At 41.6% G+C, this 24,838-nt stretch carries 18 protein-coding genes and 2 pseudogenes; 15 read left to right on the forward strand and 5 right to left on the reverse strand.

The features are described from left to right. Nucleotides 1–29 precede the first annotated feature (29 nt). Nucleotides 30–1,033 (reverse strand): annotated as a pseudogene (locus tag HMPREF9010_RS19670) (beta-ketoacyl-ACP synthase III). A 432-nt stretch (nt 1,034–1,465) separates the two neighbouring features. Next, nucleotides 1,466–1,762 (reverse strand): DnaB-like helicase C-terminal domain-containing protein, encoded by a 297-nt coding sequence (locus tag HMPREF9010_RS19665; protein ID WP_004318548.1) that lies wholly within the window; start codon nt 1,760–1,762, stop codon nt 1,466–1,468. A gap of 379 nt (nt 1,763–2,141) precedes the next feature. Between HMPREF9010_RS19665 and HMPREF9010_RS19660 the strand changes: the two genes are divergently transcribed. The 13 genes and pseudogenes from HMPREF9010_RS19660 to HMPREF9010_RS19610 all read left to right on the forward strand — a co-directional run bounded on the left by HMPREF9010_RS19660 (nt 2,142) and on the right by HMPREF9010_RS19610 (nt 17,307). After that, nucleotides 2,142–2,549 (forward strand): hypothetical protein, encoded by a 408-nt coding sequence (locus HMPREF9010_RS19660; protein WP_004300432.1) that lies wholly within the window; start codon nt 2,142–2,144, stop codon nt 2,547–2,549. Nucleotides 2,550–2,661: 112 nt separating this feature from the next. Beyond that, nucleotides 2,662–3,069 (forward strand): hypothetical protein, encoded by a 408-nt coding sequence (locus tag HMPREF9010_RS19655; RefSeq protein ID WP_008647328.1) that lies wholly within the window; start codon nt 2,662–2,664, stop codon nt 3,067–3,069. 3 nt (nt 3,070–3,072) lie between these two features. After that, nucleotides 3,073–4,377 carry a DUF3440 domain-containing protein gene (locus tag HMPREF9010_RS19650; protein WP_008647330.1) on the forward strand — a complete coding sequence of 435 codons (1,305 nt, stop codon included), beginning with the start codon at nt 3,073–3,075 and terminating at the stop codon, nt 4,375–4,377. Continuing rightward, nucleotides 4,374–4,916, forward strand: a complete 543-nt coding sequence (locus HMPREF9010_RS19645) for an IbrB-like domain-containing protein (protein WP_004300435.1) — start codon at nt 4,374–4,376, stop codon at nt 4,914–4,916. The genes HMPREF9010_RS19650 and HMPREF9010_RS19645 overlap by 4 nt, the downstream gene beginning before the upstream one ends. 514 nt (nt 4,917–5,430) lie before the next feature. Then, nucleotides 5,431–5,691 (forward strand): hypothetical protein, encoded by a 261-nt coding sequence (locus HMPREF9010_RS26460; protein WP_232284314.1) that lies wholly within the window; start codon nt 5,431–5,433, stop codon nt 5,689–5,691. Nucleotides 5,692–5,756: 65 nt separating this feature from the next. After that, nucleotides 5,757–6,122, forward strand: coding sequence for a hypothetical protein (locus HMPREF9010_RS19640; RefSeq protein ID WP_008647334.1), 366 nt, complete (start codon nt 5,757–5,759; stop codon nt 6,120–6,122). 21 nt (nt 6,123–6,143) lie between these two features. Then, nucleotides 6,144–6,716, forward strand: coding sequence for a DUF3575 domain-containing protein (locus tag HMPREF9010_RS19635; protein WP_008647336.1), 573 nt, complete (start codon nt 6,144–6,146; stop codon nt 6,714–6,716). 8 nt (nt 6,717–6,724) lie between these two features. Further along, a complete protein-coding gene (locus HMPREF9010_RS19630) occupies nt 6,725–8,236 on the forward strand; it encodes a DUF3868 domain-containing protein (protein WP_008647338.1) in 1,512 nt (503 codons plus the stop codon). Nucleotides 8,237–8,293: 57 nt separating this feature from the next. Next, on the forward strand, nt 8,294–10,006 hold the full coding sequence (locus tag HMPREF9010_RS19625) for an Mfa1 family fimbria major subunit (RefSeq protein ID WP_004327265.1): 1,713 nt from the start codon (nt 8,294–8,296) through the stop codon (nt 10,004–10,006). A gap of 274 nt (nt 10,007–10,280) precedes the next feature. Next, nucleotides 10,281–11,280, forward strand: a pseudogene (locus HMPREF9010_RS0124080) (FimB/Mfa2 family fimbrial subunit). Nucleotides 11,281–11,282: 2 nt separating this feature from the next. Beyond that, on the forward strand, nt 11,283–12,395 hold the full coding sequence (locus HMPREF9010_RS19620) for a hypothetical protein (protein ID WP_008647342.1): 1,113 nt from the start codon (nt 11,283–11,285) through the stop codon (nt 12,393–12,395). A 41-nt stretch (nt 12,396–12,436) separates the two neighbouring features. Next, complete coding sequence (locus tag HMPREF9010_RS19615; protein ID WP_008647343.1) at nt 12,437–14,044, forward strand: fimbrillin family protein; 1,608 nt, start codon at nt 12,437–12,439, stop codon at nt 14,042–14,044. Between the two features lie 44 nt (nt 14,045–14,088). After that, entirely contained in the window at nt 14,089–17,307 is a 3,219-nt protein-coding gene (locus HMPREF9010_RS19610) for a fimbrial protein (RefSeq protein ID WP_032852600.1), read from the forward strand. 114 nt (nt 17,308–17,421) lie between these two features. Here HMPREF9010_RS19610 and HMPREF9010_RS19605 read toward each other — a convergent pair whose 3' ends face one another. Together HMPREF9010_RS19605 and HMPREF9010_RS19600 are read right to left on the reverse strand one after the other, a co-directional pair. Continuing rightward, nucleotides 17,422–18,381, reverse strand: a complete 960-nt coding sequence (locus tag HMPREF9010_RS19605; protein ID WP_004300446.1) for a hypothetical protein — start codon at nt 18,379–18,381, stop codon at nt 17,422–17,424. A 236-nt stretch (nt 18,382–18,617) separates the two neighbouring features. Continuing rightward, nucleotides 18,618–19,577, reverse strand: a complete 960-nt coding sequence (locus HMPREF9010_RS19600; protein WP_008647347.1) for a hypothetical protein — start codon at nt 19,575–19,577, stop codon at nt 18,618–18,620. Between the two features lie 200 nt (nt 19,578–19,777). Between HMPREF9010_RS19600 and HMPREF9010_RS19595 the strand changes: the two genes are divergently transcribed. Then, complete coding sequence (locus HMPREF9010_RS19595; protein WP_008647348.1) at nt 19,778–20,707, forward strand: UDP-glucuronic acid decarboxylase family protein; 930 nt, start codon at nt 19,778–19,780, stop codon at nt 20,705–20,707. Nucleotides 20,708–20,726: 19 nt separating this feature from the next. Continuing rightward, nucleotides 20,727–21,860, forward strand: coding sequence for a hybrid sensor histidine kinase/response regulator (locus tag HMPREF9010_RS19590; protein ID WP_008647350.1), 1,134 nt, complete (start codon nt 20,727–20,729; stop codon nt 21,858–21,860). A gap of 97 nt (nt 21,861–21,957) precedes the next feature. Here the strand turns inward: HMPREF9010_RS19590 and HMPREF9010_RS19585 are convergent, their stop codons facing one another. Then, nucleotides 21,958–24,837 (reverse strand): PD-(D/E)XK nuclease family protein, encoded by a 2,880-nt coding sequence (locus HMPREF9010_RS19585; RefSeq protein WP_008647351.1) that lies wholly within the window; start codon nt 24,835–24,837, stop codon nt 21,958–21,960. Nucleotide 24,838 lies beyond the last annotated feature (1 nt).

Genomic DNA, 24,838 nt, shown 5'->3' on the forward strand with positions numbered 1-24,838 from the left:
ATTTTTATTTTGAAGATAGCGAATAATCGCTATCTCTTTTTTCCATCATATCCCCATTTCACATAGATGGCTCCCCATGCAAATCCTGCTCCAAATGCAGTAAGAATTAGGTTATCTCCTTTTTGAATTTATCTTCAAAATCCCAGAGGCAGAGTGGGAGAGTGCCGGCACTAGTGTTACCGTATCGTTCGATGTTGACCATGACCTTTTCGACAGGAACTTCCAAACGTTGTGTTACGGCGGTGATAATACGTTGATTAGCCTGATGAGGAATTACCCAGTCGATGTTTTCTTTGCTTAGATGGTTTCTTGCAATGATAGATTCACAGGCATCAGCCATGTTGGATACTGCATATTTGAATACAGTACGTCCTTCCTGATAGATATAATGCATTTGATTATCCAATGTATAATAAGAAGGAGTACATATAGAGCCACCCGCTTTAATGTGCAAAAAAGGCAATCCTTTACCATCTGTTCTTAACACAGCATCCATAATGCCAAAATCTTCAGTAGTAGGTTCAAGCATGACAGCTGCTCCGCCATCACCGAAAATCGGACAAGTTGCCCGGTCGGCATAATTTATTATTGACGACATCTTTTCAGCGCCTACAACTACCACTTTCTTGTAATTTCCAGAACGGATAAAATTGGCTCCAGTCTCCAGTGCATATAAAAAACCGCTGCAAACAGCTTGCATGTCAAAAGCAAAAGCTCTTTTCAGTCCCAGTCTTTCACATAAAATAGAAGCCGTGGAAGGAAAGCGGTAGTCAGGGGTTGTTGTAGCTACAATTATCAGATCAATATCATCCGGATTTGTTCGGGTGCGTTTTATTAACTGTTTGACAGCTTTACGAGCTATGTAAGAAGTTCCCAGTCCTTCCTCTTTCAAAATACGTCTTTCCTTAATACCAATACGCCCCATAATCCATTCGTCGGTAGTATCTACCATTTTGGAAATCTCATCATTGGTCAAGATGTAATCGGGTACATATCCTCCGACTCCTGTAATTACTGCGTTTATTTTTTCCATTCGTTTTATCTAGTTTTGGTAAATTGAATAAGGAGGTTCATTCGAAAATCAAAAATGCGGGCGCAAATATATGGAAAAGAGACCGAATTCCAATAGTAGTTTGTGAAACTGTAGCCTTTTTAATTAATAAAAAGGAATATTTGACCAAATTTTGTCTAAATTTTTAGCAGGCAATTTTTGTTTAAATGAATGAGTTGTTGTAAATAATTGATTCATAGGTAATTGTGAATGTTGCTCCGGTATTGCTAACTACGAAGTTTGTCAAACAACTCGTCATTGTATAAAGATGACTTATTGGTTAGAGACTATTTAAATTTTATGCAAATCATATTTTCGCTTCCTTTCTTGTCTTGCAGGTTCAAGATTTTCTTGATGACTTGCAAATGTGTGTTCTTCTAAATCCATACTGCCATCGGTAATGTATGGTAATAGTCAGTTATTCATCAAGAAAAATATTGTATATGTGAAAATATACACAGCGATATGATAACCGGCAGAAGCTGCAGTACGTGCCAGATGCAGTGCAAATGCTGTTTTACCTACCGCAGGACGGGCAGCAATAACGATCTCCTCACCGGGTTGCCAGCCGCATGTCACCCGGTCAAGGTCGGCAAATCCAGTAGTCAGTCCTGTAGCACTGTTCTTGTTGCTGGCCATGCGGGCCTCTATCAACTTATAGTGTCCTCTATGAGTTGTGACGTGGAACGGAGATGTTCGGCAGTACCACATTCATTTTCCAATCGGTCGAGGAGGGTATGGGCATTTGCCAGCGTATCGTCTATATCAGTTATCCTGATAGTTGGGAAAATAAGCCACTGCCATCTCGGATAGTACGTGGCAACCGTGAAGCAGCCAGTCAAAAGATTGATTATCCATTGTTTAAAATATTTTAGTACGCCGCAAAATAATGACTCGTTTCATTGGATGAAAAAAACGTTTTTCTGATGCTGGTAATTTAAATGTAAAATAAGTATGAATATTTTTAAATAAAAATCTAATTATTTAAACAATCTTTTCTATATTTGCATTTGAGATTAAATTTTATGTGGCAGTTTTGTCGATTAATAATCAGTAATATCAAACCATTTATATATAACTAAATTTTATAATGTTGAAAGGAATAGAAATAATAAAAGATCGTTTACAACGAAAGCGAAAACAGTACATCCATCAGGGAGAGAAAATAGAACAAATGAAGTGTACAATGCAAAACACCGGTGAGGAAATTGAGCAACTGGAATATGTGCTTAATGAGATGGAGCATATAGCGGATGTAAATCGTGCGCCACGAGTGATTCCAAATGCTAGGGTGGAGGAGGTGTTTGCATATCTCTGCCGGGTGTTTGAGTTTTTGCAGCACCGTTTAAAGCTGCATTTCAAATATAAATTGGCATGCGAAGTCATCTTTGCCTACTATCAGTTTAAAAGTCGGTTGCATACTCCTGGACGGGAATATTTAAGCTTTGCAACTATACTGACTTACTTTAAACGTGAAAGAGGAATGGCGTATGGGTGATTTCAAAAATATCGAAATATAGAGATAATAGTGTGAAAAACAAATGTTTTAGGAACAGAAATGACGAATTTGATATTTTTTCCTTATTTTTGTGTGTCCATTTTTGAATGATATGATACAGATAATACGATTAAAAGGAAAAGACAAACACTTATATCGGCTTTTAGCGCCGATGGTGATGGATCCCGAAGTGATACGCGCAAACAATAATTACCCTTTCAAGACGGGCGAAGAGTATGTGTGGTTCATTGCGATTGAAGATAAAGAAGTGGTGGGCTTCGTCCCCGTGGAACAGAAAAGCCGGAAGAAAGCTGTAATCAATAATTATTATGTGAAGGCAGAAGGCACCGTACGGGAGGAAATCCTGTCACATCTGTTGCCCGCTATCGTTGCGGAATTTAGGCCCGAGAGTTGGTTGCTCAATTCGGTCACACTGGTACAAGATAAAGAAACATTTGAAAAGTTTGAATTTGTATCGATGGACAAGAAATGGACACGGTATGTAAAAATGTATAGATAACTTATGACGAAAAAGAAAATAGCAGGCACAAAGAATGTATATGAATTAGCACAAGAACGACTGAAAGTTATATTTAATGAATTTGATAATATATATGTGTCATTCTCCGGAGGTAAAGACAGCGGGGTACTGCTGAATATGTGTATCGATTATATCCGGAAGAATAACCTGAAGGTACGTTTGGGAGTTTTTCACATGGATTATGAGATCCAGTATAAAATGACCATTGACTATGTAGACCGGATGCTGGAGGCCAATAAGGATATTTTGGATGTATACCGGGTATGCATCCCTTTCCGTGTGGCTACCTGCACCTCGATGTATCAATCTTTTTGGCGTCCGTGGGAAGACAGCAAAAAGAATATATGGGTTCGTTCCATGCCGAAAAAGGCAATGACCAAAGAAGATTTTCCTTTTTATAATACAACCATGTGGGATTATGAATTTCAGATGCGTTTTGCGCAATGGATACATAATAAAAATGATGCAGTGCGCACTTGTTGTCTGATCGGGATTCGTACACAGGAAAGTTTCAATCGGTGGAGATGTATCTATATGAGCCGTAAATTCCAGATGTATCATAAATATAAATGGACTTCAAAAGTAGGGAACGATATTTATAATGCCTACCCTATTTATGACTGGAAAACAACGGATGTATGGACTGCCAATGGAAAATTCCAGTGGGATTATAATGTTTTATACGATCTTTATTATCGTGCCGGAGTCAATCTGGAGCGTCAGCGTGTAGCAAGTCCCTTTATTAATGAGGCACAAGAGAGTTTGCAGCTTTACCGGGTGCTTGATCCTAATACCTGGGGTAAAATGGTGGGAAGGGTGAACGGTGTGAACTTTACCGGTATGTATGGTGGTACTCATGCAATGGGATGGCAATCGGTGAAACTTCCCGAAGGATATACATGGCGCGAGTTTATGTATTTTTTGTTGTCTACTCTGCCGGAGCGGGCGAGGAAGAATTATCTACGGAAACTTTCAGTGAGCGTGAATTTCTGGCGGACAAAAGGCGGATGCCTGAGTGATGCCACCATCCAAAAGCTGATTGATGCGAAAGTACCAATTATCGTTATGGACAACAGTACCTACAAAACGTTGAAAAAACCGGTACGTATGGAATATCAGGATGATATCGACATTCCGGAATTCAAAGAAATACCCACGTATAAGCGAATGTGCGTTTGTATTCTTAAGAATGACCATGCCTGCAAATATATGGGATTCTCACCTACAAAGGAGGAGATGAGTAAGAGAAGTCAAATTATGGAACAATATAGAATCATAGTATCATGAGTGTAGATAAAAGCCCTGTTTACGAGGTAAAAGCGGTGCCCGTAGAAAAAGTATATGCGAACGATTATAATCCGAATGTCGTTGCACCGCCTGAAATGAAGTTGCTGGAACTTTCTATTTGGGAAGATGGCTTTACGATGCCATGTGTATGTTACTACAATAAAGATGAAGACCGTTATATCCTGGTGGATGGTTACCATCGCTATACGGTATTGAAGACTTCCCAACGAATCTATAAGCGTGAAAACGGTTTGTTGCCGATTGTGGTGATAGACAAAGACTTGTCTAACCGTATGAGTTCAACAATCCGGCACAACCGTGCGCGTGGAATGCATAACATTGAATTGATGTGCAACATTGTTGCGGAGCTTGATAAGGCAGGTATGTCCGATCAATGGATAATGAAAAATATTGGTATGGATCGTGATGAATTGTTACGTCTGAAACAAATTTCAGGACTTGCTGATCTGTTTGCTAATCGCGAATTCAGTATTCCTGATGAGGTGGCACCTACGGAAACTGAGCGTAAAACCTTATAATCTGATAGTTATATATATACAGAAATTGAGTATTTTGTCATTTAGGCACAAATTATACAAGTTATTAGCTTATTTTGTTGTATAAAATAGCTAGTTCTTTTGTCTAATTTGTGCCTAAGTTGTGTCTAAATGACACGGAAAACTATAACTTTCCTCTATTGTCCAAGTTTTTATGAAAGAAACTTGGGAATTTTAAAATGTTCGCATATCGAAAGAAATGAGGATATTGAATATTTTTGTTGTGAATTTCGTAACCTTGTTGTTCGCTACCTACATAATTAGTCCCTTTATTCTAAATTGATTCTCTGTAACAGAAATGAATACAATTTTGTATCTCCTTTAATATTCCGAAATTTGCAATATGAGATTTGGACAAAAATATTGTCCTGAGAGAAAAGCAAAAAGAGAAATATATAAGAAGTAGAGGAAAGTATATTAGAGAATTAATGAGAGAAATAACAAAACTTACAATCAGTTTTTTATATTTGATTTTTTTATTATCTGTGGTGTGTGTGTGCAGGGGTCGAATGTGATCGGCACTCTCTTTCAATTAACACCGAAAGTGACAACTTGTGCGGATATATATGCCAAGTTGTTGATTATGCCGTTGAGCAATCCTTGGCTTGGCTCTCTCTCTTATAGTGACACTCAAGAATCAATCTCCATGAATTATATTATGTATGAGTCCGGCATTCAGAACAATACCTGTCTGCACATCAAGGGACTTGGTCTGGTAATAACATCGGTAACAGATGGGGCTGACTGGTTGATGTAGTATGAAGAAGGACAAAGAGAAACAGGTGACAGGATGATGTGTATCTAACATTAAAAACAGGAAATTTGGAAAAAGAAGTTCATATTAGACAAAGGAAAGCTGTTCCTGCTGCGGGAAGTACGCTTCAGCTCATGCCTGCTGAAAATTCAAATTCGGAGGTGCATGAAATCAATTATTTCTGCCTTACGGGCGAAGTGGATGAAAGTGCTAAAAATTGGATCCGTCTGTATTCTTCCGTAATGCCGGAGGAACATACAGGAGAAGAACGCATTATCGTTGAAGACGGTAAGATATATATTAAGGTATTGCCCAATATAGAGGCGGATTCCAGAAACGGAATCGTACATCTCACAACAATGGCGTCTTCCGTTAAAACGGGCATCAGTAATGTGCAACGCATAAAAATAGATGTTACTCAATTGGGGCAATAAATAACAGTAAATGTGATATAAATGAAGAAAGTTGTTATACCCATATTATTCATGCTCGGATGTGCTATTTCCGAGGGTTATGCCCAGAAGGTTGCGTTGAAAAGCAATCTGCTGTATGATGCTACCACTACCATGAATTTGGGGTTGGAGATCGGACTGGCGCGTAAATGGACGCTGGACATTCCGGTCAATTATAATCCGTGGAAACTTTCCGACGGCAAACGCCTCCGTCATTGGGGGATACAACCCGAAGTTCGTTACTGGTTTTGTGAGAGTTTTCGCCGTATGTTTATCGGAATGCACGGACATTATGCCGATTTCAATGTAGGAGGGTGGCCCGACTGGTCTTTTATCAGTGACAATATGCAGCATACGCGTTATCAGGGATATCTTTATGGCGGTGGCTTTTCCGTAGGATATTCGTGGATTCTGAAAAAACGCTGGAGTATAGAAACGTCTGTCGGAGTGGGATATGCGCACATTGTATATGACAAGTATCCTTGCGCTACCTGTGGTACGAGATTGAAGGAAAGCAGCAAAAATTATTTCGGACCTACCAAAGCAAGTGTGTCACTTATTTATGTAATTAAATAATGAGGAGTATGATGATAAGAAATATAGGTTTCCTTGTGTGTATGTTGGTGGTTTGCAGCCTGAATATAAACACAGCTATGGCTCAATCCCGCTCTTACGAAGGTGGCATTACCGTGAATCCGGTGCAGTTGGAACAGAAAGGTGATTTTATTCATGTCGATATAGATTTTGTTTTGAATAATGTGAAAGTGAAATCTGCCCGGGGAATGGATTTAATTCCGCGGCTGGTGACTTCCGGGTGCACTCTGAATCTTCCGAAAGTTTCTATTAAAGGTCGTGACGAGTATTTGGCGTATGAGCGTGAGCTTGCGTTGATGAGCGCCAAGGAGAAGAGAAGCTACGAGAAGCCATATATAGTGGAAAAAGCCGGAAAACTAAGAAATGATACGATTCGGTATCAATATCTGGTTCCGTTCGAATCATGGATGAAGGATGCGCGTCTGGACGTGCAGCATGACGAATGTGGTTGCGGCGAAATGGCATTAATGAACATCGAGGAATTTGGCAAAGTGACGTTGGAACGTGTATGGACGCCTTACGTAGTGGCTCCTCAGTTTGCTTATCTGCAACCGAAAGCGGAAGAAATCAAACAACGGGATGTTCAAACGGAATGTTTTCTGGATTTCGAGGTGAATAAAGTCAATATTCGTCCCGAATACATGAATAACCCTCAGGAACTGGCTAAAATCCGCAAGATGATCGATGAGCTGAAGTCCGATCCGAATGTGAAAGTGAACCGTTTGGATATTATCGGTTATGCTTCTCCGGAAGGAACATTGGCAGCGAATAAACGTCTGTCTGAAGGACGTGCCATGGCGCTCCGGGATTATCTGGCATGCAGATACGATTTTCCGAGAAACCAATACTACATTGTCTTTGGAGGTGAAAACTGGGACGGACTGGAGAAGGCGCTTGAAACAATCGAATTGGAATATAAAGACGAAGTGCTGGATATTATCAGGAACATACCTATTGAAAAAGGAAGAGAAACAAAACTGATGCAACTTCACGGAGGGACGCCTTACCGATACTTGTTGAAGTATATTTTCCCAAGTTTGCGTGTGGCTATCTGCAAAGTGAATTACGAAGTGAGGGATTTTAGTGTGGAGGAAGCAAAAGAGATTATCAAGACGCGTCCGCAGAATTTGAGCTTGAATGAAATGTTTTTGGTAGCTAATACCTATCCGACAGGCTCGCAAGAATTTATTGATGTGTTCGAAACGGCTGTCCAGATGTATCCGCAGAGTGAGATTGCAAATATAAATGCTGCTACTGCCGCTTTATCACGTAATGAATTGGTTTCGGCTGAACGTTATCTGGACATGGTGAATTCGAATAAGAATTTGCCGGAATATAATAATGCTATGGGAATATTAATGTTAATGAAGGGAGATTATGAATCATCGAAGAAGTATTTGAAGTTTGCAGAGCAGTCAGGTCTGGATGCAGCTAGGAGCAATCTGGAAGAATTAGTCAGGAAGAAGGCTAATGCTGCTAAAATGAAAAAGAATGGTAAGTAAAACTTACTGATTAAGTGGGAAATTATATAAGTATTAATTCTAATAATTTTTTGTATTATGCTAAAGATTAAATCAATTTTAGTTTCGTTGCTGGCTGTTGCGGCACTGGCAAGTTGTTCAAATGAGAATCTGGAGGAAAATCCGGAGGTTGAAGGGGGAGCAGGTTATGATGTAGCTTACGTATCAATTAGTCTGACTAATCCCAAAGTGCCTGGTTCACGTGCTTCTGGTGAACAGACGGCTTTAGAGGAGGAAAGCGCGATTAATGAGCTCTATTTGATTACGTTCAATGCGAGTAAGGTGGTGACTAAGGATGAAAAGGCAACTAAGTATGCCACGGTATTGGGATCAAGTTCTTTTGGAACAAATAATGGAGTTACGACCCCGAATACTCCGGTTAAAGTGGATCCGAATACTAAGTATTTGCTTGTTATAGCCAATCCGGGTTACCAATTAAAGGATCGCTTGGATAATCTTTCAGCGGGTGCAACCTATACTACCATCAATGGAATGATTACAGTTCCTGAAAACAATACTAAGCCCAACAATGCTTATCTGGTAGAGGAGGTTGTACATTCCAAAGGCTGTGCAATGATTAATGTTGGATTCTACGATGACTCCGATTCAGATCCATCCAATCATGCATGGGAGGATGAATGTCTGCTCGATGTATCGGATAAGATTGTTTTGGTCAGCGACTATAAATCGGAAGCGCAAGCTCAGAATGCAGCGAAAAGTAATCCGGCTACCCTTGAGATAGAACGCCTTGCTGCAAAGTTGGAGGTTATGATTGGCGGTTCATTAGAAGTAGGACCTTTTGAAGATGGAACAAATGCAAGTCTTGGACAGTTTGATTTTGGAAACTGGACTATAGACTATTATAACTCTCTGTTCTATCCTTTTGCAAAGAAGACTACCACAGCATCGTCTCATACTACCGGATTCTACAAAAGTAACTTCTATACAGTCGACCCGAACTTTACGACTGCGGGTGGAACCGAATATCTTACAGGCATTATTAAGAATACACTCGATGCTGCAACTCGCGAACCTAAGGTGGAATGGGTTGCTGAAAGTGCGACTGCAGGTGATAATTACAAATACTGTATCGAGAATACGATGGCCGCAGGATATCAGAAGTTCGGTGCGGCTACGCGTCTGGTACTTAAGGGACAGTATGCACCTTGGAAGTCTGGTGAATTTACTTTAGGAAATGACTGGTATCGTCTTCCTAATGGAACTAACTCTGTAAACTTCAAGAGTTTTGCCGACTTGCTGGCTGCTTATACGCCTGCCAAAGCTAAAGAAACAGCCTCAGACCCTATGACCGCCCAGGAGAAACTTTTAGTTTCGGCATGCGAACTGTTCTATACTCAGATAAAATCTGAACTTACCGCCAATGATCCGGGTGATTTTGCATCCCTTACGCAGGCTATTCTTGACGACAACAACATTCAGAATGGTGGTGAACTGTGTAAAAAAGAAGGTTGCATCTATTGGTATCCAAAGAGTCTCAACTATTACTACTATGAGATTCGTCATGACAATGCAGCTAACTCTTACATGGAGTATGGGAAATACGGTGTAGTACGTAATAACTATTATACGCTTACGCTGACAAAGGTGAATGGTAACGGTACACCGTGGTATCCTGGTGGTGGTCCCGAAGATCCGGATGAAGAAGAAGATATCGATAAGAAAGGTGCCTATCTCCATTTTGAGATTAAAGTTGCTCCGTGGATATACTGGACTACAAATTTCGAAATCTAAATAAATTCTTTACTTTCAAAGAAAACAGGGCAGTGCGGACTGCCTGCCCTGTACTTTTAAAATAGATATTCCGTACGGAACAGACCGCCGAAAAAAGTAAAAACAAGTCGGTGACAGGCTTCCCAAAAACAGCACTGAAATATACCGGCGCATCCGAGATGCAATGAAATGCAAAGCGCGCCCCAAAAAGAGGAAATAACCGGAGGTCACAAAATAGAGATCTCTGACAATATAAAATGGCAAACCGATAGGGTTGCCCCCTAAAAGAAAAGATATGTTCGGAAAAACTAAATCGCTGTTCCTTATCGTTGCTTCGATGCTATGTATGGCTTCGTGCGACAGTATACGCGAAGACCTGCCACGGTGCGAGCTTTGGTTGGAATTTGTATTTCGACTACAATATGGAATATGCGGATGCATTTAATCCGCAGGTTAAATCGGTGGATGTACTTGTGTTCGACAGCGATGATAAATTGCTTTTCACCAAAAGTGCCGAGGTTGCTGCGCTGGTTGGTGGAAGCCGGATGTCGTTGACCGACGAGCTCGATTTCGGAAGTTATAAAGTACTGACCGTCGGAAGTCTGTCTGACAGATTCCGGCTTTCGGACAATACAGGTAATAAACTAGTGCCGGGAACAACCACCCTCCAACAAGTCATTGTATCCCTGAAGCGGGAGACGGATGTTGTTAATTTCGAATTTCAGCATCTTTACTTCGGAGAAGTTGTGGAAGTGGATCACCTGCCATCCAATACCAACCATAAAGTTTATCCGGTGAACCTGATACGTGACACCAATCGGTTTAATCTCGCGCTAATGGGATATGAGGAAAATAAAGTGGATGGCACACAATATACATTTGAAATTCAGGCACCGGAAAATGCGGTTTATTCCTGGGAAAACGAACCCACAGGACAAGGGCCGATTACTTATGTGCCTTACTATACAGGTCCGGGTGAAATATCCGATGTGGTTATGTCCGCACGCCTGAACACGATGCGTTTGCTCAACAGGAGCGGATGGGATTATGAATTTATTATAAGGGATGCGAATACCAAAGCCGAAGTCTGGAGCTACAATCTGATGACACTATTGAGCATTGCCCGGCCGGTTTCCCGTTACGACGGAACGGAACTTCCCTTTCAGGAGTATCTTGACAGGCAGAGTGAATGGAACCTGATATTTACAGTTGTTGAAAAACCCGGAGGAGGATTCCTTCAAATTGGTATTGTCGTGGGGACCTGGATTCATTGGCTCCACGGGATGGAAGTTTAAGAATGAGAAAAAAGCTATTACATATCATTTATCTGGCATCCACCATCCTTTTGTTCTCATGCAGTAGAGAAGCTGATGTGGCTTATGAGTTGCCTGCCCATACTACCCGGGCGCAACTTAGCATCGATTTGGTGAATAATGGGGATGTGGAACAACAGGAGAAGATAAACTCCATGCGGTTTATCGTATTCGGCAGCACGCCCGGTGGCGTGAGGCTGGATGTGAATGAACACATCCTGTTGAGCACTCCGGAGACAGCTACTGATATAGATGCGCAACTTCTCGAAGTGACTTCCAGCAATGATATCCTGGTCGTAGTTATTGCCAACGAACCGCAGAGTCTCACAAGCCAACTTGACGGTATAGCTAATCTTTTGACGTTGCAAGAGATGATTTACGACATCTCCAGCATACTGAATAATGACGGGCAGATTATTTCGGCGACCGGAATGCCTATGACAGGAGTGATCCGGGATATATCCATAGCACCCGATGAAACCAAAACAGTGCAAATGATGATCGAACGTGCCGTAGCCCGGGTAGATGTCTTTATCGAAGCTATAGACGGCGGGGCAGTGACCGGATATACTGCCGGAAGCACCAGTGTCACCTTGCATAATTTCTCCCACGATAGCTATTTCGTGATGGGAAATGTGGGCAACGGCACGCGTGATAACGCCGACTCTTCAAAAAACTACGGAAAGGTGAAGGAAGACGTGTCGGAAAGCAATTTATTAACGCATAGCTGGACGGCTGCGACTACAGAAACTTGGGCATACTCATCGGCTCCCGGAGCTGAAAACCGGAAGTTGCTTTGCTCGTTCTACACAGCCGAACGCCTATTCAAGTCGGATTATTCCGACCGACTGTCTATCAGTATGGCTAATGTCCCAAAAGGGCCTTCGGACGTCACCGGAATAACCGGGAAAGTAATTGAAAGCGTAACAAAGGTTGACGGCACAGGTAGTCCGACAGCGCAACCTTTTACGGAGATCCGTCGGAACAACGTGTATCAGGTAACGGCACGCGTAGGAAAAATAGGTATTCAGATACTGACGATAAGCGTAGAAAATTGGGGTGAAAGACAAGACATTGATTTGGATATGGACTTGTAATATCTTTCGCTGATTGTTTTTAATTTCGGAAAAGAAGTAAGATGATAAAGACTATAAATAATATTAGGATGATTATGGCAATGGCTGTCCTTTCGGTTGTCCTCTTTTCGTGTGTCAGAGAAGAGATGACGTGTGATAAGGAATTAATTGTTGTGCAACGTATCGGTGAAGGCGGCTATGTCTACACTCGTGGTACGGTAATCTCTTCGAATACCGATCTGAAAGAAGAGACTTTCGGTCTTTACGGCTCACTGACTCCCAATGCTTCTGTTCCCCAATCATACTTCAATGCAAGTGCTACGGTTAACGCCGACCTGACAGCCACCATCTCGCCGTTGCAATATTGGCCCGGATTGTTGAATGCGAGCATGAAGTTCTTCTCCTGGTATCCGTATAGTGATGCGAATGCGCCTACTGCGAGTTTCATTGATCCCGGAGAAATGGTGCTGAATTATACAGCGAATGAATCTGCCGCCAATCATGTCGATGTATTGGCGGCTATATCGGGCCCTGTATGGGTTGAAGGTGTGAATATACACTTCTACCACACATTGACCAAGGTTACCTTTACATTCAAGAAAGTAGCTCCTGTACCGAATGAGGTGACTATCGAGAAAATAGAATTCCAGAATGTAGGAAAAAGCGGTAACCTTGCGATGACTGAAATTCCGACTACCACGACGAAAAACGGCAAACCGAAGTTTGTCTGGAGCGATGTCGCCACCGGGGAGGTCGCTTCTACTCCCACCGGTAACAAAACGGTTACTGAAAATGCCACCTTGATAGGTGATACATTCCTCATGTTGCCGACTGACGCTTTCTCCGCAACCGCCAAAATCGTTGTTACCACCAACTTTGGCGATCGGGAATTCCTGTTCAGTGATATTCTCGCCAAGAATCCGCATTCTTGGGAATCGGGCGAGTACATCAACTACAATCTTACGATATCCAACGAAACCTATCAGCTTTCAGCTACCCCACTTGAATGGACGGAAAGCCCGGTGAATGTAATTTTCGATAAACAGTATTATCTCAAATTATCGCAGACCAAGGTACAGACGGCTGGTGATGGGGTCACTGTCAATATAGAAGTGAAAACGAATTATGATGCTAATCCGGATACAGGATTTCTGCCGGGGGCGTCATTAAACAAAAGTACCATGGATACGTGGCCGACAGTTAATATGACTCAGATATCCCTTTCGGAAGGAGTGTATACGTATAATATCCAGGTTGTGATGCCCAAATTTAATTCAGGAACCGGAACTAAGCGGGAAACAGGCTTTTATATCAATGCTGGTAATCTGCAGCACCATGTACTGTTGAGCCAGTGGAGAGAAGACGGAGAGTGGCTGACCTCAAACGTAGAGTTGGACAGCAACGATAATGGAACCGGAAATATGCGACGTCGCAAGATTGTTTTTACTTCGGGTAATCCGGGAATATGGGAGTGGAAGATAACCCAGATACAGGATCCGGATAAAATTCTGCTTAACAGTGAGACAATGCTCGAAACAAGTGGCGTGAGTGGTGATGCGGTTTACTTCTACTTTAGAGCCGATGCTGTGTCCGGTGATACGGCTAGACTCACACTAACCAATACGAATGGTGATAATCTGCCAATAACGGTGACATTGACCGCACCATAATGACGAATATGCAATATCAAAGTTTAAGGAAAGGAAATAGAAATATGCAATATGGGTTTTCAATAAAAAGAAAGTGCTATCTTTTGTCTGTTCTGTTGATGACGGTATGGCTTACCGGATGCGTACAGGAAGAATTTGAGTCGACACCTTCTCCGGCAGGAAACGGTATTCGCTTTACATTAACGGTTCCCGATGTAAACCTCCCGTCCGTATCTTCGCGTACGATGACCGGAACGGGAACAGCAAAGAAAGAAGACGAAATAGAAACGGTGGATATTCTTGTTTTTGATATGTCAAAAACGCCGGCAGTATTTCTGGAATGGGTCAGCGCTACAGGAGTTACGCAGGACTTGGCTGACAATTCCACTGTGAGTTTCTCTGCTGTGCTTTCTCCCACTACCGCATCTACCTGCATCGTGGTTGTGGCAAATAAGGAACTTGATAATATTGTGTCGGGCTTCACGAAGGGAGCGACCACCAAGGTTGAGGCAATGGAAAAGATGCTCCACACCCAAACCGGCAAATGGCTGGCAGACGGCTCGACAACCGGTGGGTATACGCGGATTCCGATGTACGGGGAGAAGGTAATAAGCAAAATCACTCCTTCGATGAATCCGATAACCGAAATTAATATGAAACGTATGCTGGCGCGTATTGATATCCGTAATAACAGTGTCACTTCAAATTTCACGGTCGAAGAGGTTTACCTGGCCAATTACAATACCACCGGATATATTGCTCCGGCATGGAACACGAACGGGCAGGTTACTGAACCGGCTCCGGATACTCCTGTTCTCCCCACGGGCAGTGGTAAAATGACGGAGGAAGGGGATGCAATCCGTTATTCCGTAAATGGTAACACACCCTACGATGGGGAGATTTATACATTTGAATCCCTGGCGGCAGAGGATGCCGGTGGTGCGGGAGCAGACGGAGAAGCGAGCCGTAAGGATGCTACTTGCCTGATTGTGAAAGGAAGGATCGGTACGGGTGAATCGACATTTTACCGGGTGGATTTTACCAAAAACGGAAATACAGGAGAGCAGGTGGAATATTTGCCTTTGAAGCGAAACCATAAATACATCATTACCATTACCCAAGCATTGGGAACCGGTTATAAAAGTTTTAGCGAGGCGCTGGCATCATATACAGTCATGTCCAACCTGAAATTCCGGTTGATACACTATGATCGTGATAAGGTCAAAGATATAGTCTACAATGGGCAATATATGCTTGGAGTGGGTGAATCGGAGGTCGCTGTAACTCAATACCAGAATAATAGTTATGCTATAGACGTTTTTACTGACAGTCCCGGAGGCTGGAAGGCCACCATTACTGCAGGGAACGACTGGCTCAAATTTGAAGGTGGAGCTGATGCGGCATCGGGCATTGCAAACGATGATACCCAACTCAAATTGAAGATTCCATATTTTAATAATGAAAATATTGGTGTTGGGCGTAAGGCTACTGTTACGTTGACGGCAGGGCGCCTGACTCACAATATTGAAGTGACGCAGTATACAATAGATCCGGGAATTATCAAATTTGTCGATGCATACGGAAATGTGTTGGAGAGAGATCTTTTTTTTCCAATTCGAAATCCTGATGGCGACGAACTCCCTCTCGAACCGCAGACGGTGTATGTCATGTTTTCCGTGGATAGGATAGAAGGTAAGCTTTATGGCACTGGCGGTGTCAATATGGTCCAATATAATGCCGGCGGTTTGATTCCGCAATTAGACAGGACGAATGCGATACCGTTCAGTGAAAGGGTACAGGCGTTTACCATACAGCCTAATCCGCGAAGAGCAGGCGATGGTACTGTTGAAGATGGTGCAGGCTGGTGGTGGCGTTGGGACTTTATGTTGTTCGACCTGTACGATAAGGAAGGATACCTTACTCAAGTACAATTCCCCATCAATCAGGGGGAGCTGGAGTTTTCACTCCGATATCTTTCCACTACAGTCAATAGTCGTACTTATAAAGTCAATCTGGGTGCGGAACAATACTTGCAATTGTTTGTCAATAACAATTGGGAAATTATGGATATTGAGGAATTGAATATAACGAACGATGATGGCACCGGACTGATTCGGACCGATTCGGATAATGATGTAATTATAGGTAGAAAGAATGCGGACGACAAGATGTATCTTGAGTCTATCATAGGCTATGATGACGGCAAGGGAAATGATGTGGTTGGTCATGGATACGATTTCAGGCTGAAGCTTCACCCCGGCAAGTGGAAAGAAGGAAAAAGCGGAACGATAAGAATCACGTTCAGAAATGTAATGCATACCGTGGCGGATGAAGAATTCCCGTTTTATCGTACGATTGACCTTCAGATGGTGTCCGAAACCAAATCTTACACAACTGCCGGGGAACCTCTTTTCTATCTTTATCCGCTTCGGTTTGATAATAGGAGATATTATAACGGAACTAACCAAAGTGTGGGGCGATTGGAAAATGTAGCCGATGCGGAGGATATCTGTAGGAATATAGGCGATGGTTGGCGTCTGCCTACTGCTAGTGAACTGTTGCTGTCATTTGTCTATGAAAATGCTTTGGGTGGTAATGCGATTAACAGTAATTATCATGACGGTCAGAATATATATGGGTGGTATCAAAACTGGACAGGTAACTACTGGTCTTCATCATACTATGAGGCTAAAGGCTCTACAACACGTTTTGGGATGGAAATGTCGGCAGGTTATCCGGATTCCGCACCTGTTAGTAATAATAATTATTTTCGTTGCGTAAGGGATAATACAAATAGCGGAAAGAAGTACCCTTATTTGATGGTAGAATCCTCGGGGGTCACTATTGTCTCTCGCGATGCCAGTGGAGGAACAGATCCTTCGGTGTTATTTGCTTCAGGTGAAACTCCGGATACAAGTGGCGCAATGAATAAGGTTGCTCCTAAGTTTCAGATTGAAAATTCCAGTAGTAATGGTAAAACTTGGGCGGAAGCAAAAGCGGCATGCGAAAGCAAAGGGAGTGGCTGGCGTCTACCTACTCAGCGTGAGATGTATTTAGTACTCAGTATGGGAGGGGCTGTTACCAATATCGAAAACCAAGGTTTCGGTGACTCGACTACTTGGACAGGGAACGGATTCAAGAAGATTAGTGCTGTGCACTGGACATTGACTTCACGCGATAGCAACTATTGGCTGGTCGGACATAATAATGGTGAATTCGGTGCATGGGCTACGGTAGAGTCCACAACTTGGGCTTGGTATCGTTGTGTGCGCACAATAGAATAAAAGCTAAAAGAACTGTATCAGAATGTTGTTTGTCTTCATTCTGATACAGCTCGTCTATTAAATCCTTTTCTTTTTATTCCTAGAATCCACAATGTTTAGTGTGTTTCCCTTTGTTTACAACGTATTGATAACTTCCAACTGCTTTTGCAAGAAAGCAATACGCTGTGCTTCTCCACTTTCCGAAACCAGAATAGAGTGGCGCTTCAACGATTGAATCCAATTGCGTTGCATCTGGCAGATATATGAGCTTTGCGAATCCATCGAGTTGATAGAATATACCCGCAGCAGACTGACTTGGTAATCATGTTTCTCGATATAGCTGTAAGTGGCTTCGAAACTGATATTGGACAGATAGAAAGACACTTTCTTGTTTTCGCTGAACTCTCCCTTTATGGACAGATGTTCTACCACGCCAAGTAACTGAAGAAGTTCTTCTTTCAAATGCATGACATCGTCCTTGTTTATCAGATTCAGGCTGGCAAAGTACTTGATCTCTTTCACAAAAGAATAAAAGATATTTGTGTCCCAGATGAAAAACGTTTTTGGACACTGTCTTATACTTTCACTCAGCTTCTTATGCACATTGACGATCCGTTCATCCACAGACATGTCTTCCAAAGAATGTGGCGTCTTTATATCCCCATTCTGATACATCCATCGGCAAAGACGGAATTTAGACAAATTCTCATAGGAAGAATAAAGTGTAAAGGGAAGGGAATTGGATGCAGTATACACCTCCGTCGTATTATCTGTTTTCACATAGTCGAAAATTTGCAGATAACGGTTGATTATTTCGTAATAACTTTCCAGCGCACTAGTGGCATGAAGTAAGTTCAGGTCGAAAGTAACTTTATTAGATACATGGCTACCTACAATCTGGTCGATAGAAATACCGAGTTTTTGAGAAAGCAGCGCTACTTCGTCTATTGTAAAAGACACCTCACCCCTCAATCTGCGATAGACAGCTTCCTTTCCCATGCATAAAATGTCAGCCAAAGTATTGGCCAGATTCATATCTTGAGGAATTCGCTCCCTCATTGTAGATATTAATTCGTTTAGAATACCATTTTTCATTGTTTGTTCCTTTAATTTTAATGTTAATAATCTCTGTGATACATTCTATGCAAAATTACGTCTTGTGTTTGAAAGATTTGTGTGGAAAAACAGAGATGAATGTATGTGTCTTTTTCTGATTGGGAATCAAACGGAAGCGGTGAGGACAGGGAATGAAAAAAAGTAGATAAGAATCTTATCTACTTTCATTTATTGGAACTGATTTTTTTTTGAAGTTCTAATCTGCGAAAATAAAATTAAAGAGCGTCAATAATTTCTCGCTGTTGCTTGAAGAATTGAATACGCTGCATTTCACCGCTTTCGGATATCAAAGTGGAGAACTTTTTCAGAGATTGAATCCATTCTTTCAAGGTACAGAAAATTTCGTTGTCCATCGTGGTAATGGAGTTGATGGAATAAATACGTATGAGGCTCATTTGCAGGTTATTGGTGTCTACATAGCTATATGTTGCCTCGAAGTTGATATTCGACACATAGATGCGTACACGATTGCCATCGGCTGTCTTGCCATTGATAGCCAGTTCTTCCAGTTCGTCCGCCAATAAGAATAATTCATTTTTGATTTCTTCTTTTGTTTCGTCGGAAATGAGATGGATGCTGGCGAAGTATTGGATATCGTTGATAAGGTGTTGGAAAATCATATTATCCCATATATAGTCTATGGAGTGGATATGACGTGTCATTGCTACATAGTCTTTCTGGATATTGACCAGTTTCGGTGGAATATCCAATTCTTCGAAACTCTTGCAATCAATATATTTATTCTGGTACATCCATTTGAATAAACGGAATTTTGCCAGAAGTTCATGTTTCAGATAGAGAGTCTGGGGAATAATGTTGGCAGAAGTTCCCATTACAGAATTCGGGTCATCCGGCATCGTATTGATTAGCGAGACATATTTTTCAAAGATATTGTAGTAACTCTCGAACGGGTCGTCATAATCTACAATGTTTATATTAAACATGGCGTTCGATTTGAAACTTAGTCCTATAATCTTGTCTAGCGATATACCCAGTTTTCTTGAAATAAGGGCTGACTCTTGTAAGGTGAAAGGTACTTCACCGCGCAATCTTCTGTATACTGCCTCTTTTCCTATGTATAGCGTGTCCATTAACATATCTGCCAGTTGTCCTTTGAGCGGAAGCTTTTCTTTCATCGCTTCTATGAGGTTTGCATTTGGATTATTTGTCATCATAATAGTTCTAATAAATAATACTTTTCTATTATAAACATTTGTCAGTGGCAAGTTGTTTCGGAAATTGAAACTATTTAAATCTTCTTTTTTTTAAAATATCCTCTCCGAAAATTGTTTATTTTAAGCAAATCGGTTACATTTGTGACCATAAACAAAACGAAGAGACAGCGTCTCTTTAGTAAACAATAGAAATATTTAGAATGAAAAGAATATTGGTAAGTGGCGGAGCCGGTTTTATAGGCTCTCATCTCTGTACTCGGCTTATAAACGAAGGTCACGACGTGATATGCCTGGATAATTTTTTTACGGGTTCGAAAGATAATATCATTCACTTGATGGATAATCATCATTTTGAGGTGGTGAGGCATGATGTCACTTATCCTTATTCGGTTGAAGTAGATGAAATTTATAATTTGGCTTGTCCGGCATCTCCCATTCATTATCAACATGACCCGATTCAAACTGCCAAAACATCTGTGATGGGAGCCATTAATATGCTGGGATTGGCAATGAGACTGGATGCCAAGATTCTGCAAGCTTCTACGAGTGAGGTATATGGAGATCCAATCGTTCATCCGCAACCGGAAAGCTACTGGGGGAATGTGAATCCGGTAGGTTACCGGTCTTGTTATGATGAGGGGAAGCGTTGCGCAGAAACGTTATTTATGGATTATCACCGTCAGAACAGTGTGCGTGTGAAGATTATCCGTATTTTTAATACGTATGGTCCGCGAATGTTGCCAAACGACGGCCGGGTTGTTTCTAATTTTATTCTTCAAGCGTTGAATAATGAAGATATAACTATATATGGTGATGGAAAACAAACACGTAGTTTCCAATATATTGATGATTTGATTGAGGGAATGATAAGAATGATGAATACGGAGGACGGATTTACAGGCCCTGTGAATTTGGGGAATCCGAATGAGTTTCCAGTGTTGGAATTGGCGGAAAGGATCATTAGCCTGACCGGCTCATCTTCGAAAATTGTATTTAAGTCTTTGCCGGATGATGATCCGAAACAGCGACAACCGGATATTACATTGGCTAAAGAGAAACTGGGTTGGCAGCCTACCGTTGAACTGGAAGAAGGGCTGAAGCGTATGATTGAATATTTTAAAAATGTCTGAAGCATAAAAAAAGAAAATTATGAATATGGAAATTAATCCTTCCGAATATAAAGTCCTTATTGTGGACGATGTAATATCAAACGTCCTTTTATTAAAGGTACTTTTGACCAACGAGAAATTCAAAATTGTGACTGCCGGTAATGGAACACAGGCGTTGGAACAAGTGAAGAAGGAAAATCCGGATCTAGTATTGCTGGATGTGATGATGCCGGATATCAGTGGATTTGAGGTGGCTCAACAAATGAAAGCGGATCCCGAAATGGCTGAAATTCCCATTATCTTCCTGACTGCTCTTAATAGTACGGCGGATATCGTTAAAGGATTTCAGGTGGGTGGTAACGACTTTATCTCAAAGCCATTCAACAAAGAAGAGCTGATTATTCGTGTGACACACCAGATTTCGTTAGTTGCAGCGAAAAGAATCATTGTTGCACAAACGGAAGAGTTACGTAAGACTATTATGGGACGTGACAAACTTTATTCTGTGATTGCACATGACTTGCGTTCGCCTATGGGGTCCATCAAGATGGTATTGAATATGCTGATTCTGAATCTGCCAAGCGAAACAATTGGTGAGGAGATGTATGAATTGCTAACGATGGCCAATCAGACAACTGAAGATGTATTCTCATTGCTTGATAATCTACTGAAATGGACGAAGAGCCAGATTGGTAAGCTGAAAGTGGTTTATCAGGATATTGATATGGTAGAAGTGGTAGAGGGCGTAAGTGAAATCTTTACGATGGTGGCCAGTCTGAAGAATATTAAGATTGTACAGGATGTACCTGTGGAAAATATGGCTGTTCGTGCTGATATTGATATGATTAAGACGGTGATCCGTAATTTAATCAGTAATGCGATTAAGTTTAGTAATGAAGGTTCGGAAGTAGTGGTATCACTGGCAGAAGAAGACGGTATGGCAATCGTAAGTGTGAAAGACAGCGGTTGTGGTATCGATGATGAAAATCAGAAGAAGTTGCTGCATACCGATACTCATTTCAGTACCTTTGGTACAAACAATGAGGAAGGTTCGGGACTCGGATTATTATTGTGTCAGGACTTTGTTGTCAAGAATGGCGGTAAACTTTGGTTTACTTCAAAGAAGGGAGACGGGTCTACATTTAGTTTCTCAATCCCATTGTTGGAAAAATAAGAATAACTAGAGATAACACGGACTAGAAATAATAAGGGCACGGTTTGCATGAATATGTAAATCGTGTCCTTATTTAATGGTATATTCTATTTTCGGCCTATCGTTTGCAGATAGCCTTAAAATCGCAATACGAACATTTTTTAGTATCCTCTGTCTGCGTAAAAGTCTCTTCTTCGCTGAATATTTCTTCTAATAATGCTTGCAGGCGTTCACGGAATTCATCTTCAAAGAAAGCGAAGTTGTTTACCGGTATTTTCGGTTTACGGGGTTCTCCCATTTCGATAACAGGCGAATAGTTTTCCGATGCTGCCCGGTGGATGTAGAGCAGGGCAGGAGCTACCATCAACGATTGTTGCCGGCTCATGATAGCGGCATACAGAAAAGTCTGGAAGATATAGTTCGGGCGTGTTTCCGATGGGGTGAACAGTTGCTCGATATTAGCAGGTATTTTAGGGCTTCCTCCTGTTTTGTAGTCAACAATCCGCAGGGTACTTTCTTTTGCATCCATACGGTCGATTGTGCCACCCAGACGGAGAGTGAACGGTCCTTGTCCTGTTTGTATAGTAATCTCTTCTGAAACTTTCTTTTCCATAGCGACCATTTCGAAAGGGGTATATTGAAGGTCGTTGCGCAGCAATTGTTTCAGATAGGAAACAATTACTTTGGAGTTGATAAGTTGTATACCGTTATATTCCGGTTTTTCTTCGGGAGAAACCTTGAATAATTCTTCTTTGAAGGCTTGGTCAACGTAGCTTTGTAGCTTCACGTCATTGCGTAATAAGCGTTCAAGATCTTCTTTCTGTATCGTTTTTCCAGCTGCAGTCAGGTCGGTGTATGCCAATTGGGCGGAGAGGTGAAAAATGGTTCCAAATAGGGCGGAATCAATTTCAGCACTAACTTCGTCCGGTGTTTTCAAACCCGCTATATACCGGTAGTAGAATCTCAATCGGCAATCCAGATAAGCATTAAGGGCGGAAGGAGAGAGAATCACTGAATTTGGATTGGTGCTATCGTAAGCACGATAGATTCGTCTTAGTACTTCAGGTGTTTTTTCTACTCGTATCTCTTGGGTACTTTGCGGAGATTGTCCGGCTTCCAGATACTCGCGAGTGATATCATGTGGACCTTCTACAAGCAATTGCAGCATGAAGCGGGATTCTTCTCCACGGTTGAGACCGTCCGAAGAAGTATTGTAGAGTAGCGTGATATTCTCTGCCCGTTGTATCAGTCGATAAAAGTAGTAGGCATACACTGCATTTTTGTGTTCGATAGTGGTCATGCCGAATGCTTTCCGGAGATTATAGGGAATAAAAGAGGAATCTCCTCCGGATTTTGGAAGTTGTCCTTCGTTGAGAGACAATATAATGAGATTCCGGAAGTCCAGATTACGTGTTTCCAATACTCCCATGACTTGCATTCCGATAGCAGGTTCTCCGTGGAAAGGAATGTTAGAAGATGTCAGTACTTTGGTAATCAGTCGTTTCAGAGTATCGGTGCGTATATTTAGTTCTCCGCTTTCAATCAAACTGTAGAGACGGTTGATTTTGGTATGGCTTTGAAAGAGCGATTCTCTATATAGTTGATTGAAAATATCATTATATTCTCCTTCTTTCCGATAAATGGTTGAAATGTTTTTGATTAATTCGATCAGATAATCGCATAGTTCTTTTATACCATTACGGGGAGTGAAGAGGGTAGTTAGGAAATCATCCTGTTTAAGTTCCGACGGGAGTGGATAAAAACGGTTTGTTTGGGTCAGTTCACGTTCCAGGGGACCAGCATGGGATGATAATTGCTGGGTATAGGGATGTTTCAATATGGCGGATACTGCCTCGTAAGTGAATCGGCCGGTGTCGGAGCGGTAACCATTGGTTTGCAGTTCCATTGCGGCATTGATAAAGCTATAAACAGGAGTTTGTGCCAATGGGAATCCCATGGTGATATTGACATTTTTCACTTCCTGCGGAATGGAATGAAGTACAGGGAGAAGCAGAGCTTCATTACAAAGCACTACAGCATTTTCTTTTTCCTTTTCTACGGCAATTTGTGAATGATCGTTTGTTATCGCCTTAATCCATCCGGGAAGGAAACGTGCCTGGGCATTCTCGGTAGAAGCGGAAATATAACGTATTTTCTTCGGTTCTTTAAAGGTGTTGAACAAGCTTTCCGGGAGTTCGTTCGGAAATTCCTCGAGATTACGTTTTAGGAATTCTCCGGCCTCATGTTTTTTGATTTGTTGGGTGTAGAAAATATCATAGTCCCAATAGAAAAGTGCCTTGCCCGCATCTTTCAGTTTTCTGAAAAAGTCATTTTCTACTTTATTCAAAACATTGAACCCGACAAATATGTATTTGTCGTATTTGAGTTGTTCGGTATCAAGTTGTTCGATCACGTTCCGGTAGAGCATACCTTCGTAAGCAATACCTAACTCTGTCAGGTTCGCACGGTAACGATGGTAGATAGTACCTAGCTTGTCCCAAAGGGAAATAAATTTTTCTTTTAGTTCGGTCCGTTTTTCAATGGAGAAATTCTGAAAAAATTGTTGTATGGCTTCTTCCTGCTCTTTGTCAAGGAATTCATAGTCATCCATCAGATTTTTCAAATCTTGTAGATTACTGAATAATTTGTCGGCATCGACCATATTCTTATCTACATCATCAAAATCACTAATCAACAATTCGCCCCAGAAGTAGAAATCGTCCAATGTTTCCTGACTCCGTGTTTCCTCTTTGAACACTTTATAAAGTTCGCAGACCAATCGAATAGGATCGCCGCTTTTCTGTACGGATAGTTTCTGAAACAGGTCGCTGATACTCATGGCAGCTGGTGACCAAATCGGTTGATCGGATTCTCCGGCTAAATATTCATTGAAGAACAAGTTAGCACGTTTATTAGGGAAAACGAGTGCCGTACGTGACAGGTCGTTTCCTATCTTGGTATATAAATCATGAGCGACTAGTTGGAGAAATGATTGCATA

The sequence above is a fragment of the Bacteroides sp. 3_1_23 genome, from assembly GCF_000162555.1.
In the GTDB taxonomy this organism is placed as follows: Bacteria; Bacteroidota; Bacteroidia; order Bacteroidales; family Bacteroidaceae; genus Bacteroides; species Bacteroides ovatus.